The sequence below is a fragment of the Nocardioides flavus (ex Wang et al. 2016) genome (assembly GCF_014653115.1).
Lineage (GTDB): Bacteria > Actinomycetota > Actinomycetes > Propionibacteriales > Nocardioidaceae > Nocardioides > Nocardioides flavus.
Map to the genome: position 1 here is coordinate 148,004 of NZ_BNAD01000006.1, position 13,995 is coordinate 161,998.

The 13,995-nt window shown below is 72.7% G+C and carries 17 protein-coding genes and 1 pseudogene; 13 read left to right on the top strand and 5 right to left on the bottom strand.

The genetic code is table 11. The features are described 5' to 3' along the window. Positions 1-75: 75 nt before the first annotated feature. Positions 76-900, bottom strand: a complete 825-nt coding sequence (locus IE200_RS12565) for a matrixin family metalloprotease (RefSeq protein ID WP_191279820.1) — start codon at positions 898-900, stop codon at positions 76-78. Positions 901-1,125: 225 nt separating this feature from the next. Here IE200_RS12565 and IE200_RS12570 point away from each other — a divergent pair, with 225 nt between their 5' ends. From IE200_RS12570 to IE200_RS12585, 4 genes are all read left to right on the top strand, one after another. Continuing rightward, positions 1,126-1,905, top strand: a complete 780-nt coding sequence (locus tag IE200_RS12570) for an exodeoxyribonuclease III (protein ID WP_191279821.1) — start codon at positions 1,126-1,128, stop codon at positions 1,903-1,905. 135 nt (positions 1,906-2,040) lie between these two features. After that, positions 2,041-2,391, top strand: coding sequence for a hypothetical protein (locus IE200_RS12575; protein WP_191279822.1), 351 nt, complete (start codon positions 2,041-2,043; stop codon positions 2,389-2,391). 153 nt (positions 2,392-2,544) lie between these two features. Next, complete coding sequence (locus IE200_RS12580) at positions 2,545-3,702, top strand: DNA recombination protein RmuC (protein WP_191279823.1); 1,158 nt, start codon at positions 2,545-2,547, stop codon at positions 3,700-3,702. A gap of 21 nt (positions 3,703-3,723) precedes the next feature. After that, complete coding sequence (locus tag IE200_RS12585; RefSeq protein ID WP_191279824.1) at positions 3,724-4,170, top strand: DUF6542 domain-containing protein; 447 nt, start codon at positions 3,724-3,726, stop codon at positions 4,168-4,170. Between the two features lie 37 nt (positions 4,171-4,207). Here IE200_RS12585 and IE200_RS12590 read toward each other — a convergent pair whose 3' ends face one another. Together IE200_RS12590 and IE200_RS12595 are read right to left on the bottom strand one after the other, a co-directional pair. Beyond that, positions 4,208-4,831: an L-threonylcarbamoyladenylate synthase gene (locus tag IE200_RS12590; RefSeq protein ID WP_191279825.1), complete on the bottom strand. Its 624-nt coding sequence runs from the start codon at positions 4,829-4,831 to the stop codon at positions 4,208-4,210. Between the two features lie 8 nt (positions 4,832-4,839). Beyond that, entirely contained in the window at positions 4,840-5,838 is a 999-nt protein-coding gene (locus IE200_RS12595; protein WP_191279826.1) for a 4-hydroxy-3-methylbut-2-enyl diphosphate reductase, read from the bottom strand. 70 nt (positions 5,839-5,908) lie between these two features. Here IE200_RS12595 and xseA point away from each other — a divergent pair, with 70 nt between their 5' ends. Then, positions 5,909-7,162, top strand: a complete 1,254-nt coding sequence (xseA, locus tag IE200_RS12600; protein ID WP_229856465.1) for an exodeoxyribonuclease VII large subunit — start codon at positions 5,909-5,911, stop codon at positions 7,160-7,162. Next, complete coding sequence (locus IE200_RS12605; RefSeq protein ID WP_191279828.1) at positions 7,155-7,379, top strand: exodeoxyribonuclease VII small subunit; 225 nt, start codon at positions 7,155-7,157, stop codon at positions 7,377-7,379. Before xseA ends, IE200_RS12605 begins: the two co-directional genes overlap by 8 nt. 102 nt (positions 7,380-7,481) lie before the next feature. Here IE200_RS12605 and IE200_RS12610 read toward each other — a convergent pair whose 3' ends face one another. Continuing rightward, on the bottom strand, positions 7,482-8,024 hold the full coding sequence (locus IE200_RS12610; protein WP_191279829.1) for a DUF4245 domain-containing protein: 543 nt from the start codon (positions 8,022-8,024) through the stop codon (positions 7,482-7,484). Positions 8,025-8,208: 184 nt separating this feature from the next. Here IE200_RS12610 and IE200_RS12615 point away from each other — a divergent pair, with 184 nt between their 5' ends. The 6 genes and pseudogenes from IE200_RS12615 (at position 8,209) to glpX (ending at position 12,133) form a co-directional block, all read left to right on the top strand. Next, positions 8,209-8,616, top strand: coding sequence for a TOBE domain-containing protein (locus IE200_RS12615; protein ID WP_229856466.1), 408 nt, complete (start codon positions 8,209-8,211; stop codon positions 8,614-8,616). After that, the gene (gene modA, locus IE200_RS12620) at positions 8,613-9,371 is read left to right on the top strand and encodes a molybdate ABC transporter substrate-binding protein (protein ID WP_191279831.1); all 759 of its coding nucleotides are present in this window, start codon (positions 8,613-8,615) and stop codon (positions 9,369-9,371) included. The genes IE200_RS12615 and modA overlap by 4 nt, the downstream gene beginning before the upstream one ends. Further along, a complete protein-coding gene (modB, locus tag IE200_RS12625; protein WP_191279832.1) occupies positions 9,368-10,150 on the top strand; it encodes a molybdate ABC transporter permease subunit in 783 nt (260 codons plus the stop codon). Before modA ends, modB begins: the two co-directional genes overlap by 4 nt. Before the next feature lie 41 nt (positions 10,151-10,191). Next, positions 10,192-10,587: pseudogene (locus IE200_RS21265) on the top strand (ATP-binding cassette domain-containing protein); the annotation flags it as partial. A 33-nt stretch (positions 10,588-10,620) separates the two neighbouring features. Next, on the top strand, positions 10,621-11,106 hold the full coding sequence (locus tag IE200_RS21270) for a TOBE domain-containing protein (RefSeq protein ID WP_456237856.1): 486 nt from the start codon (positions 10,621-10,623) through the stop codon (positions 11,104-11,106). A 10-nt stretch (positions 11,107-11,116) separates the two neighbouring features. Next, on the top strand, positions 11,117-12,133 hold the full coding sequence (gene glpX, locus IE200_RS12635) for a class II fructose-bisphosphatase (RefSeq protein ID WP_191279833.1): 1,017 nt from the start codon (positions 11,117-11,119) through the stop codon (positions 12,131-12,133). On the opposite strand, the gene IE200_RS12640 is transcribed toward glpX, so the two are convergent. Continuing rightward, positions 12,098-12,931 carry an esterase/lipase family protein gene (locus IE200_RS12640; RefSeq protein ID WP_191279834.1) on the bottom strand — a complete coding sequence of 278 codons (834 nt, stop codon included), beginning with the start codon at positions 12,929-12,931 and terminating at the stop codon, positions 12,098-12,100. The two genes, glpX and IE200_RS12640, sit on opposite strands and share 36 nt — an antisense overlap. Positions 12,932-13,022: 91 nt before the next feature. Between IE200_RS12640 and IE200_RS12645 the strand changes: the two genes are divergently transcribed. After that, positions 13,023-13,946: an alpha/beta fold hydrolase gene (locus tag IE200_RS12645; RefSeq protein WP_191279835.1), complete on the top strand. Its 924-nt coding sequence runs from the start codon at positions 13,023-13,025 to the stop codon at positions 13,944-13,946. Positions 13,947-13,995: the final 49 nt, after the last annotated feature.

Here is a 13,995-nt window from a genome sequence, read left to right on the forward strand (position 1 = left end):
GCATGACGGACGCCCCCTCCGCTCGGGACGAAGGGGGAGTCCGGGTCCGCTGTCAGGCCGGCCGGCCCGTGGAGGTCACGCCCCGTAGAGGGCAGCCGCTCCCTGACGGTCGGTGTCGGTCATGCTGAGGTTGTTCGAGGTGCCGTTGCACTGCGGGTAGTGCATGATCGACGCCGAGTCGTACGGCGTCAGCGGGCGCCAGTTGTTGTCCTCGAAGCAGGTGCCGGACTCGGGGCGCGTGTGCTCGTGACGGAAGCCCAGCGTGTGGCCGAGCTCGTGGCCCATGATGTTGGCCGGGGTCCAGGAGCCCGCGGTCCAGATCGAGTCGTCCACCAGCACGTTGCGCGAGCGCTTGGGCGAGCTGGGGAAGAACGCACGGGCGATGTACTGGGAGGTCTGCACCGGCTCGACCGAGAAGACCACGCTCCTGTTGCGGGTGGTGCAGCTGGCGTCCTGCGACGGGACGTGGACGTAGTCGATGGCCGACGACGCGTCCTCCCACAGCTGGGCTCCGGCGGCCATCGCCGCGACGACGTCGTTGTAGCGCGTCCCGAACTTGGTGCTCACGCAGTAGGTCAGGTTGCCGACCTGGCTGGTCGACCACTTGTCGTCCGCGCCGCCGACGGTGTTGACGACCAGGTTCGCGGTCATGCCCTCCTCGGCGGCCTCCTCCGCACCTTCGATCATCCGGTCGTAGTAGGCCCTGAGGTCGCCGGTCGTGGAGACCGGCTCGTCACCGTTGACGATGTACTGCTGGTCGGCGTCCTTGTAGGTGTCTGCGTGGAACTGCTGGAACGTCGGGATCTCCGAGTCCGTGGTCGCCAACGCCGGCGAGGCGAGGGCTGCGCCGAGGAGTGCTGCGCTGGTGAGGGCGATCGCCCCGAGTCGACTGCGCGTCATTGCTGGTTCTTCTCTCTCGATGGGTGTGGTCGCACACGCCGTCCCGGAGAGTCGAAGCGTCGCGTCGGACGAGGTCCGACACAGGTCCTGCAGTGCACGAGTTCCCGAGACAGGTGCGTGCCGAAGAACCTCCCCCATCCACCCGCGACCTGTAAAGGGTTTCCGGCCGACGGACTTCGCTGCCCCACGGCACGCCGCGCGAACCGCCCTCCTTAGGGTGGTCGGGTGCGCATCGCGACCTGGAACGTCAACTCGCTCCGCTCCCGCATCGACCGGGTCGAGGCGTTCGTCCAGCGCCACGAGGTCGACGTCCTGGCGCTGCAGGAGACCAAGGCACGCGAGGACCAGCTGCCGCTGATGGGCCTGCAGGCCCTTGGCTACGAGATCGCCGTCGCCGGGTTCAACCAGTGGAACGGCGTCGCCCTGCTCTCCCGCGTCGGGCTGGAGGACGTCGAGGTCGGCTTCGCCGACATGCCGTCGTACGGCGACCCGGCCGCCGAGGAGGCGCGCGCGATCGGCGCCACCTGCGCCGGCGTACGGATCTGGTCGCTCTACGTCCCCAACGGGCGCAAGCCCGACGACCCGCACTACGTCTACAAGCTCGACTGGCTGGCCCGGCTACGCGCCACCGCGAGCGCCTGGCTCGACGGCGAGACCGCCCTGGTCGGCGACTGGAACATCTGCCCGACCGACGACGACGTCTTCGACGTCAAGCAGTTCGCGAAGTCCACCCACGTCACGCCGCCCGAGCGGGCGGCCTTCCAGGGCTTCCTCGACGACGGGTACGCCGAGGTGACGCGTGCCCACGACCCGGGCTACACCTACTGGGACTACTACCGCCAGCGCTTCGAGCGCGACCGCGGGCTCAAGATCGACTTCGTCCTCGCCTCGCCGACGCTCGCCTCACGGGTGACCGGGGCGTTCGTCGACCGCGAGGAGCGCGACCCGGCCCGGTACGCCGGCGCGCCCTCCGACCACGCCCCGGTCGTGGTCGACCTCGTCTGAGGGTGGCCGACTCCCCCGGCGGTCGACACGTGCCGGACTACCGGACGGCAGTCACTCGGTCGAGTGATGATTCACGACTGACATCTCCGTGCGGTCGGCGGCATCCCGAGATCGACCGACCGATGGAGTCCCGACATGCGCAAGTCCGTGCTTCTCCCTGTCACCACCGCCATCGCCTCCGCCTGCTTCGCCGGCGCGGCACATGCCTCTCCCGACTTCGAGACCTTCGACGCCAACGACGCCGTGTGGGGATGCGCGGGCGACCCCGGCGTGATGCTGCCGCCCGACCACTGCATCAACCTGGAGTCTCAGGGCGACACGGGGGTCATCCACGTGTTCGCGCCCGACCCGCGGTGGCCCTCCGAGGGCATCAGCACCAACCCCGCGAGCGACACGCGGCCATGCCCTCACGACCCCGCCGCGACCGACGGCACCTGGTGGTCTCCGCTTCCCGGCGTCTGGGTGTGTCACCACCGCCCGTCCTGAGGCCGTCTCCCTGGCCTAGTCCAGTGAGCTCTGGCTGTGACATCCGCTCCGGGACGACCGCTTCTCACTGGACTACCCCGCCCGCACGGACGGCCCGCGGCCCACAGACCCACGCCGAGGCCGACTGTCGGTGGCCCCGGCCATGCTGGGGCCATGGACACCTTCCCCCTCCTGCTCACCCTGGCGGCCGTCCTCGCCGTCGGCCTGGCGCTCGGCGCGCTGATCGGCGTGCTGTGGTCGCGCAGCCGCCCCGCCGACGACCCCGCGATCGCGGCGCTCCAGCAGCGCGTCGCCGACCACGCGGTCGTGCGGGACGGCCTCGACCGGCTCCAGGACCAGCTGAGCGACCTCGCGCACGACCGGACCGCGTGGCAGGCCCAGCTCCACCAGCAGGTGGCCGACATGCGCCAGTCCACCGAGAGCCTTCGCCGGGAGACGACCACGCTCGCGACCGCGCTGCGCAAGCCGCAGGTGCGCGGGCAGTGGGGCGAGCTCCACCTGCGCCGGACCGTCGAGCTGGCCGGCCTCGTCGACCGCTGCGACTTCGCCGAGCAGACGCGCCTCGACGACGGCCGGCTGCGCCCGGACCTCGTGGTGTCGCTGGCGGGCGGTCGGACCATCGCGGTCGACGCCAAGGCGCCGCTCGCGGCCTTCCTCGACCTCACCGCCTCCGACGACCCGGCCGAGCACGACCGGGCGCTGGCCCGCCTCGGCGAGCACCTGCGCACCCACGTCGCCGACCTCGGCTCGCGCCGCTACTGGGAGGCGCTGGCCGCGACGCCGGAGTTCGTGGTGCTGTTCCTGCCGGGCGAGGCGATCCTCCAGGCCGCACTGCAGGCCGTGCCCGACCTCGTCGAGCAGGCCGCCGCGCGCAACGTCGTCCTCGCGACCCCGTCGACGCTGATCGCGCTCCTGCGCACCGTCGCGCAGGGCTGGCAGCACGAGGTGCTCAACGCGCAGGCGCAGGAGGTGCAGCGGCTCGGCCGGGAGCTGCACGCGCGCCTGGGGTCGATGGCGGGCCACCTCGACCGGGTGGGGCGCTCGCTCAACGCCAGCGTGGTCGCGTGGAACCAGGCGGTCGGCTCGCTGGAGGGCCGCGTGCTCGTCTCCGCCCGTCGCTTCAGCGAGCTCGGCGTCACCTCCGAGACGCTGGAGGGGCCACGCCAGGTCGAGTCCGTCGCGCGCTCGCTGGCGGCGCCCAAGCTGGGGGTCCTCGACGACCTGCCGGGTGGTTCGGGCGACCCCGTGCTCGACGACCTGATCGCCCGCGAGGAGTCCTCCGTTGCGGCGCGCCGCGCCGAGGGCGCCTGATGACCGTCCTAGGTTGAGGCCGTGGATCACGCCGCTGCGTCGTGGGAGGTCGGGCACGAGCCCGGCCCGCAGGTGGTGTCGCTCGGTGTCGCGCTCACCCTCACGGCCGTCAGCATCGACGTGCTGCTGGCCGGGCGGTTGACGCTGTTCTTCGACCTCTGCTTCGTCGCCCTGTCCCTCGGGCTCGCCGCGCTGGTGCGTCGCCGCGACTTCTACATGGTCGCGTTGCTGCCCCCGCTGCTGATGACGCTCGTCTTCGCCTTCGTCGCCCTCGTCGCCCGCTCCGCCGTGGCCGACCCGCGCGACAGCCTGCTCCAGGCGGTCATCTCGGGCGTCGCCACCCACGGTGTCGCCCTCTTCGCGGGCTACGCGCTCAGCCTCGGCTGGCTCGGCTGGCGGCTGCACCGCGAGAGCGAGGCCGGGGTGGCCGCCGAGCTCGAGCGCGAGCTCGGGCAGTCCGCCGGCTGACCCCGCTGACCCGTCCCGGGCGCGAGGAAGTGCCCGGTCAGTCCTCGAAGCGCGACACGTCGCCGGCGCCGAGCCGGATGATCACCGGCTCCGCGTCGGACCAGTCGATCACCGACGTCGGCTCGGCGGTGACCTCGCCCGACTCGACGACGACGTCCACGACGTGGTCGAGGTCCTCCTTGATCTCCCAGCCCATGGTCCGCGCCTCCGTCTCGCCGGGGAGGATCAGGGTGCTGGTGAGGATCGGCTCGCCGAGCTCCTCGAGCAACGCGCACACGAGCGTGTGGTCGGGGATGCGGACACCGACGGTGCGCTTCTTGGGGTGCATGAGCCGCTTGGGCACCTCGCCCGTCGCGGGCAGGACGAACGTGTACGGACCCGGCGTCAGGGCCTTGATCGCGCGGAACGCGTTGTTGTCGACATGGACGAACTGCCCGAGCTGGGAGAAGTCCTTGCACATCAGCGTGAAGTGGTGGCGGTCGTCGAGCTCGCGGATCCGCAGGATCCGGTCGCGACCCTCGCGGTTGCCGAGCTGCGCGCCGAGCGCATAGCCCGAGTCGGTCGGGTAGGCGATGAGCGCGTCGTCGCGGAGCGCCTCGACGACCTGCGCGACGAGCCGCGGCTGCGGGTTGTCGGGATGGATGTCGATGTAGCGCGCCACGACGTGCCTCAGGCCTTCTGCGCCGCGCGCAGGTCGCGCCTCAGCTCGGGCGGGAGCGCGAAGATCAGCGACTCCTCGGCGGAGTGCACCGCTCGGGCATCGGGGTAACCGCGCTCGGACAGGAAGGCCAGCACGCCCTCGACGAGGTCCTCGGGCACGGAGGCGCCGGAGGTCACCGACACGGTCTCGACGCCCTCGAGCCACCCCTCGTCGATCTCGGTGTGGTCGTCGACGAGGTAGGACGCCTTGGCGCCCGCCTCGAGGGCGACCTCCACGAGTCGTACGGAGTTGGACGAGTTGCGCGAGCCGACGACGATCACGAGGTCCGCGGCCCCGGAGATCTCCTTGACCGCGAGCTGCCGGTTCTGGGTGGCGTAGCAGATGTCGTCGCTGGGCGGGTCGAGCAGCAGGGGGAACTTCTCGCGGATCGCGGCCACCGTCTCGAGCGTCTCGTCCACGCTCAGGGTGGTCTGCGAGAGCCAGGCGACCTTGGCCGGGTCGCGGACGACGATGCCGGCCACGTCGGCGGGGCTCTGCACGAGCTGGATGTGCTCGGGCGCCTCACCCGCGGTGCCCTCGACCTCCTCGTGACCCTCGTGCCCGATCAGCAGGATGTCGTAGTCGTCGGCCGCGAAGCGGCGGGCCTCGTGGTGGACCTTGGTCACCAGCGGGCAGGTCGCGTCGATCGTCTTGAGGTTGCGCTCGGCCGCCTGGGCGTGGACGGCCGGGGAGACGCCGTGGGCGGAGAACACCACGGTCCGGCCCTCCGGGACCTCGTCGAGCTCCTCGACGAAGATCGCGCCGCGCGCCTCGAGGTTGGCCACCACGTGCTTGTTGTGCACGATCTGCTTGCGGACGTAGACCGGGGCGCCGTAGAGGTCGAGCGCCTTCTCGACCGTGATCACCGCCCGGTCGACCCCCGCGCAGTAGCCGCGGGGGGCGGCGAGCAGCACGTTCTTCGCGGTCTCCGGGTCGAGGACGGGCGGAAGGCCGAGGTCGGTGCTCATGGGCCCGAGTCTACGGGCCGCGCCAGCCCGCGTGCGGTCCCGTGTCCGACCCCTCCCCTATCCTCGCGGCGTGCCCACCCTCCGCGACGCCACGGCCGAGTCCCCGGCCCCTGTGCGGGCCGTCGCCAACGCCGTCTCGCAGTGGATCGACAAGCTCGGGGCCGTGTGGATCGAGGGGCAGATCGCCCAGGTCAACCGCCGCCCCGGCATGCAGACGGTCTTCATGACGCTGCGCGACACCGTCGCCGACATCTCGGTGACCCTCACCTGCCCCCGCTCCCTGGTCGACTCGATGAACCCGCCCCTCGTCGAGGGCGCGAGCGTCGTCGTCCACGCGCGGCCGAGCTTCTACGCCAACCGCGGCTCGTTCTCCCTGGCCGCTCGCGAGATCCGGATGGTCGGCCTCGGCGAGCTCCTCGCCCGGCTCGAGCGCCGGCGCCAGCTGCTCGCCGCCGAGGGGCTGTTCGCCGCCGAGCTCAAGCGCGACCTGCCGTTCCTGCCCGGACGGGTCGGCCTGGTGACGGCTCCCAACAGCGCCGCCGAGCGCGACGTCCTCGAGAACGCGCGCCGCCGCTGGCCTGCCGTGCGCTTCGAGGTCGCCTACGCCGCGATGCAGGGCACCCGGTCCGCCGCCGAGGTGATGGAGGCGCTCGACCGGCTCGAGCGCCACGTCGAGGTCGACGTCGTCGTCATCGCCCGCGGGGGCGGCTCGATCGAGGACCTGCTGCCGTTCTCCGACGAGGCCCTGGTCCGCGCGGTGCACGCCATGCGTACGCCCGTGGTGTCCGCCATCGGCCACGAGCCCGACCAGCCGCTGCTCGACCTCGTCGCCGACGTGCGCGCCTCGACCCCCACCGACGCCGCCAAGCTCGTCGTGCCCGACATGGCCGAGGAGCTGGCCGGCGTGACGTGGGCGCGCGAGCGACTGCGCCAGGTGATCACCCAGCGGGTGGCCCGCGAGCAGGAGTGGCTGGCGCAGGTCCGCTCGCGCCCCGCCATGGCCGACCCGCGCAACCTGCTCTCCGTCCGCTCCGACGAGCTCGACGACCTGCTCGCCCGCGCCCGGCGCACGCTCGGGCACCGCCTCGACCGCGCCGCCGACGACATCGGCCACCAGCGCGCCCGCGCCCAGGCGCTGTCGCCGCTCGCCACGCTGCGCCGCGGCTACGCCGTGCTCCAGGACGCCGACGGCCACGTGGTCACGTCGGTGGTCCAGACGAGCGCCGGTGCCGCGGTGTCCGTACGGGTCGCGGACGGCCGCATCCATGCCACCACCGACCGAGTCGAGACGGCCACCCTGGTCGAGGAGGACCCCGATGACTGACGCCACCCCTGACGTCGCCCCTGACGAGCTGACCTACGAGGAGGCCCGCGAGGAGCTCATCGAGGTCGTACGCACCCTCGAGGCCGGTGGGACGACCCTCGAGGAGTCCCTCGCGCTGTGGGAGCGAGGCGAGGCGCTGGCGAAGGTCTGCCAGCAGTGGCTCGACGGCGCCCGCAAGCGACTCGACGAGGCGATGGGCACCGAGTCCGACGACTGAGTGCTCCGTACGACCCCCGTCATCGGTGATCCACCCACAGTCCGCAGCCCCGGAAGGTGGGTCCACCGCCACGGCAGACGGACCGGCTCCGGCGTCCGACGATCAGCGAGTGAGCAGCCCCAGGAAGGTCTCGATGTCCTCGGCCGGGGCGGAGCCGTAGACGAGGAGGGCCTCGTCACCCAGCTCCGTCGAGTAGCCCCGGTCGCCGCCCTCGTCGCTCCACGTCTGCCAGGTGTCGCCGACCCCGGAGCTCACGGTCGCGTCCTCGCCGGCCTCGGCCTCCTCGTCGACGTAGACCTCGACCAGGTCGTCGACGGACGTGTCCTGCTGCCGGATGCCGACGAAGCGACCCTCGTCGGTGAGCACGCCCATGCCCCAGCGCGGGTCGTCGCCCGCGGACAGGTCGACGCTCGTGGCGATCCAGCCGGCGGGGAGCTCGCGCGGGTGGACCACCTCGAGGTCGGCCTGCTCGGCGAGCTCGACGCTCTCCTGCCAGTCGACCGCGACCGGGGTGTCGTCGACGTCGGTGCGGAAGAGCCCGCGCCACGTCACGAACGCCAGCACGACGATGACGGTGACGATGAGGGCGCCGGTCATCCCGCTGAACGAGCGCGTGTACCGGCCCGGCTGTCCCTGCGCACTCACGTGCCCCATCATCCCAGCCCACCCCCAGCGCTGTAACGCCGGGTTGGTGCTTGTTGCCGCCCCCATGCAACGGGGTGCCTACAAGCAGCAACCCGGCGTCACAGCGGCAGGACGCCCGGACCCGAAGAACCGCACGTGCGGACCAAACGAGGCTTGTCGACCGCAAGTGCGGCATACTCGCACCGTGATCACCTACCGACTGGCGGAGGCTGCCGAGATCCTGGCCGTCAGCGACGACACCGTACGCCGCTGGGTCGACGCCGGCCGCCTGCCGGCGCGGCGCACCGAGGGACGGGCGACGGTCACCGGCCCGGACCTGGCCGAGTTCGCCGAGCACCTGGTCGAGTCGGGCGAGGAGGCGGAGCGCGACCGCACCCGAGCCGGCACCGTCAGCGCCCGCAACCGGATGAGCGGCATCGTCACCCGGGTCAAGCGCGACCACGTGATGGCCCAGGTCGAGATGATCTGCGGTCCCTATCGCGTGGTGTCCCTGATGAGCAGCGACGCCGCCGACGAGCTCGGCCTCGAGCCCGGCGTACGGGCGATCGCCAGCGTGAAGTCCACCAACGTCGTGGTGGAGGTGCCGCGGTGAGGCGGCTCGCCGCACTCGCGCTCGTCCTGCCCCTCGCGGCCTGCGGAGGTGACGACGAGGAGCGGACCCTGACGGTGCTCGCCGCGGCCAGCCTGAGCGAGACCTTCACCGAGCTGGCCGCGGTCTTCGAGGAGGAGCACCCGGGGGTCGAGGTCGAGGTCGTCCTGGGCTCGTCGACCACGCTCGCCGAGCAGGCGGTCGACGGCGCGCCGGGCGACGTCCTGGCGACCGCCGACGAGACGTCCATGGCGCTCGCCGAGGACGGCAACGCCCTGGCGCAGGCCGCGGACGCCTTCGCCAGCAACCGGATCACCCTCGTCACACCTCCCGACAATCCCGCCGGGCTGCAGTCCTGGGCCGACCTCGACGACCCGGGCGTCGACTACGTCGTGTGCGCCGCCACCGCCCCGTGCGGCGCGGTCGCAGCCGCCGCCCTGACCGAGGAGGGCGTCACCGCCGCTCCGGCGAGCGAGGAGGTCGACGTCAAGGCCGTGCTGGCCCGCGTCGTCCAGGGCGAGGCCGACGCGGGCCTCGTCTACCGCACGGACGCGGTCGCGGTGGACGACGACGTCGAGCAGATCCCCGTCACGGACGAGGACGCGTCCGCCTACGCCACCACCTACTTCATCGCCCCTCTCGCCGGGGACGACGCGGAGCGCGCCGACCTGGCCGCGGAGTTCGTCACCCTCGTGCGCAGCGACGAGGCCCTCGAGATCTTCACCGAGGCCGGCTTCGGCGGGATCGTGCGCGAGTGACCGGGCCCCGCCTGGGCCGGGCACCCACGGTCCTGCTCGTGCCGGCGGCGATCGGCGTGGCGCTGCTGGTGGTCCCGCTGGCGACGCTGGTGCTCGACACGCCCTGGCGCACCCTGCCCGACCACCTCGGCTCTGAGGTCGTGCGCGAGGCGCTGGGCATCACCGCCCTCAGCAGCCTGCTCACCGTCGTCGGGTGCGTCGTCCTCGGGACCCCGCTCGCGTGGCTCCTGGCCCGCGTCGACTTCCGCGGTCGCGGTGTCGTGCGCGCGCTCGTGCTGGTCCCCCTCGTGCTGCCACCCGTCGTGGCCGGCGTCGCCCTCGTCACCGCGCTCGGACGCAGCGGCCTGGTCGGGCAGCACCTCCCGTTCTCGATCCCCTACACGCTGTCGGGCGTCGTGCTCGCGCACACCTTCGTCTCGCTGCCGTTCTACGTCCTGGCCGTCGAGGGCGCCCTGCGCACGCACGGCACAGCGTACGACGTCGTGGCCGCCACTCTGGGCGCCGACCGGTGGACCGCGTTCCGGCGCGTCACGCTGCCACTGGCCCTGCCGGGGATCCTGGCGGGCAGTGCCCTCGCCTGGGCGCGCAGCCTCGGCGAGTTCGGGGCGACCATCACCTTCGCCGGCAACTACCCGGGGACCACCCAGACCATGCCCAGCCTGATCTACGTCGCCCTCAACAGCGACCCCGCCGTCGCCCGGACCCTGAGCCTGCTCCTGCTCGTGCTCTCCGTCGCGGTGCTGGTGCTCCTCCGCGAGCGCTGGGCGGTCGCCCGGTGATGCACGTGGAGGCCGACCTGCCCGGCAGGGTCCGGGCGGGGCTGACGGCCGAGGCGGGCGAGGTGCTGGTCGTGATCGGCCCCAACGGGGCGGGCAAGTCGAGCCTGATGAGGGTCATCGCGGGGCTGGAGCCCGGCCGGGTCGTGGTGGACGGTCGCGACTGGTCCGACCTCGCGGTGCCGGAGCGCCGGGTCGGCTACGTCTTCCAGGACCAGAGCCTCTTCCCGCACCTCTCGGCGCTCGACAACGTCGCGTTCGGACCGCGCGCCCGCGGACGTGCCCGACGGGACGCCGACCGTACGGCACGCGAGTGGCTCGAGCGCTTCGGCATCGGCGACCTCGCCGAACGACGCCCCCGCGAGCTGTCGGGCGGCCAGGCCCAGCGGGTCGCGATCGCCCGCGCGCTGGCCACCGAGCCGGACGTGCTCCTGCTCGACGAGCCGTTCGCCGGGCTCGACGTGTCGGCGCAGATGGCGCTGCGGATCGAGCTCGGACGGCACCTGCGCGACTTCCCCGGCGTCGCGCTCCTCGTGACCCACGACGCCATCGACGCGCTCACCCTGGCCGACCGCGTGCTCGTCCTCGACGAGGGCCGGGTCGCGCAGGTCGGCCCGCCGGCCGAGGTCGCCGCCGAGCCGCGCACGCCCCACGTGGCGCGCCTCGTCGGCCTCAACCTCGTCGCCGTGGCCGAGGGCGAGCAGCTGATCGCCTTCCCCCCGGACGCGGTGGTGGTCTCGCTCCACGAGCCCGAGGGGTCGACGCGGCTGCGCTGGCACGGGCAGGTCGCGTCCCTCGCTCCGCACGGCGACGCCGTACGCCTGCTGGTCCACGCCTCCCCCGACCTGCTGGCCGACCTCACCCCCGCGGCTGCCACCGAGCTGGGCCTGGTGCCGGGCCGGGAGGTGTGGCTGTCGGCGAAGGCGACCGCGGTGAGCCGCTACGCGGCGCGCGGATAGCATGCGCGCCATGAGCGCCACCTCCTCCCAGCTCGCCCCGAAGCCCGAACGCAACCTCGCCCTCGAGCTCGTGCGTGTCACCGAGGCGGCCGCCATGGCTGCAGGCCGCTGGGTCGGGCGAGGCGACAAGAACGACGCGGACGGCGTGGCCGTGGAGGCCATGCGCGAGATGATCTCCACGGTCGAGATGCGCGGCACCGTGGTGATCGGCGAGGGCGAGAAGGACAACGCCCCGATGCTCTACAACGGCGAGGAGGTCGGCGACGGCACGGGCGCGGAGTGCGACGTGGCGGTCGACCCGATCGACGGCACCACGCTGACCGCCAAGGGCATGAGCAACGCCATCTCGGTGCTCGCGGTCGCGCCCCGCGGCGCCATGTACGACCCCAGCGCGGTGTTCTACATGGACAAGCTGGCCACCGGCCCCGAGGCCGCCGACGTCGTCGACATCCGGCTGCCGGCCAAGGAGAACATCGCCCGCGTCGCCCACGCCAAGGGCCTCTCGGTCCACGACGTCACGGTCGTGCTGCTCGACCGGCCGCGCCACGCGCGCCTCGTGGAGGAGATCCGCGAGACCGGCGCCCGCATCAAGTTCATCACCGACGGCGACGTCGCCGGCGCGATCATGGCGGCTCGTCCCGACACCGGCGTCGACCTGATGCTCGGCATCGGCGGCACGCCGGAGGGCATCATCACCGCGTGCGCGATGAAGTGCATCGGCGGCACGATCCAGGGCCAGCTGTGGCCGCAGGACGACGAGGAGCGCCAGCGCGCGCTGGACGCCGGCCACGACCTCGACCCGGACGTCGTGCTCGGCACCGACGACCTCGTGACCGGCGACGACGCGTTCTTCGTGGCCACCGGAATCACCGACGGCGAGCTCATGCGCGGCGTGCGCTACCACGGGGAGCGTGTCACGACCCACTCGCTCGTGATGCGCTCGCGCAGCGGCACGGTGCGCTCGATCACCGCCGACCACCGGCTCTCGAAGCTACGCGCTCTGTCCTCGATCGACTTCGACAGCTGAGGCGACAGGCCGCGGTCGCAGGGCCGCCGACACGGCGGTGATGACGGCCGGGTCGAACGCCATGCCCACGTGCGAGGAGCGCACCTCCACCGCGACGGCGGCGGGATCGATGCACGCGCGCCAGTCGACGATGCCGTCGCGCCGGGAGAAGATCGCGGTGAAGTCGACGTCGTCGGGCAGGACCGCCCGCGCCTGCTCGAAGCTCTCCTGCGCGCACTGCCCGGCGACGCAGTCCTCGGCCATCAGGCGCCGCATCCCGGCACGGTTGAGCCGCACCAGCAGGTCCACGCTGCGCGCCAGCGACGCGTGGTGCGCGCCAGGTGCGAGCATCGGGCTGCCCATCGTGACGATGCCGGCGACCAGGTCGGGACGCCGCGCGGCGACACCACGGGCCAGCATCCCGCCGAGGCTGTGGCCCACGATCCGCACCCGCGCGCCGCGTCGCTGCGCGATCTCCTCGAGCCGTTCCTCGAGCTGGGCCGCCGCGCCGAGGGTGCAGCCGACGTTGGCGCGGATGTCGGCGCGGTAGGTGCGGAAGCCCTGGTGGCGCAGGGACCGGCTCATCGGGGCGAGCGAGGAGTCGCCCGCCAGGAACCCCGGCACGAGCAGCACCGGCTCGCCCACCCGTACGGGTCGCGAGCCGAGCGGCGTACGGCGGCGCGCGCCGCGCGAGGTGAGGGCGTGCGCGGCGTAGCGTCCGGCCTCGGCGACCAGCGATCCCTCGCGCAGCACGGCCGACACCGCGGGCTGCGAGAAGCCCTCCGGGGTCAGGAATGCTGCCACTGTGCGCTGCGTCACAATCATCGAACATAGCCCAGAACCCGCGTGGAACGGGGGATGCGGCCCAGGTTGCGTGATTGTGGGGATGGTCGTCGTGTTCACTGGGGGCATGTCCCCACGCCGTGTCACGTCCGAGGCGCCTGCCGTCTCGGCGGAGCTGTTCGCCCCCGTCGGCAACGAGGTCGAGCTCTGCTACCAGACCTTCGGGGACCCCGATGGGGAGCCGCTGCTGCTCGTGATGGGCCTCAGCGGACCGATGACGTGGTGGGACCAGGCCTTCTGCGAGCAGCTCGCGTCGGCCGGCTTCCACGTCGTGCGCTACGACAACCGCGACACCGGCCGGTCCTCGCGCATCGCCGCACCGGCCCGTCCCGACCAGCTGGTCAAGGCCTTCGCGACCGGCCGGGCCAACGCGCCGTACTCGATGTCGGACCTGGCAGGCGACGCCGTCGCCCTGCTCGACCACCTCGGACTCCCCTCCGCACACCTCGTGGGGGTCTCGATGGGCGGGATGATCGCGCAGACCGTCGCCGTCGAGCACACCACCCGGGTGCGGTCGCTGACCAGCATCAGCTCCACGACGGGGCGCCGTACGGTCGGCTGGCAGCACCCCTCCCTGCTCCCCCGGCTGATCGCGCCCCGCAAGGCAGGGCGGGAGGCGTACGTCGAGACCAGCCTCGCCATGTGGTCGCTGATCGGCTCGGCGGCCTACGCCTCCGACCCCGACGCGCTCCGCACGCGCGCGGAGGCGACGTTCGACCGCGGGGTGAGCGCCAGCGGGGCGGTACGCCAGATGCTGGCCATCCTGACCCAGGACGACCGCACCCCGCGGCTGCGGAGCCTGCGCGTGCCCGCGCTGGTCATCCACGGGACGGCGGACAAGATGGTCCACGTCAGCGGTGGACGCTCGACCGCGGCCGCCATCCCCGGCGCCGAGCTCCTCACGGTCGACGGGATGGGCCACGACCTGCCGCCCGAGCTGTTCGGGACGTTCGTCGAGGCGATCGCGCGCACCGCCGACCGGGCGTCCTGAGCCGTCGCGATCCCCGGGTACCCGGGGATCCTCGAGCTTCCCCCGCGAG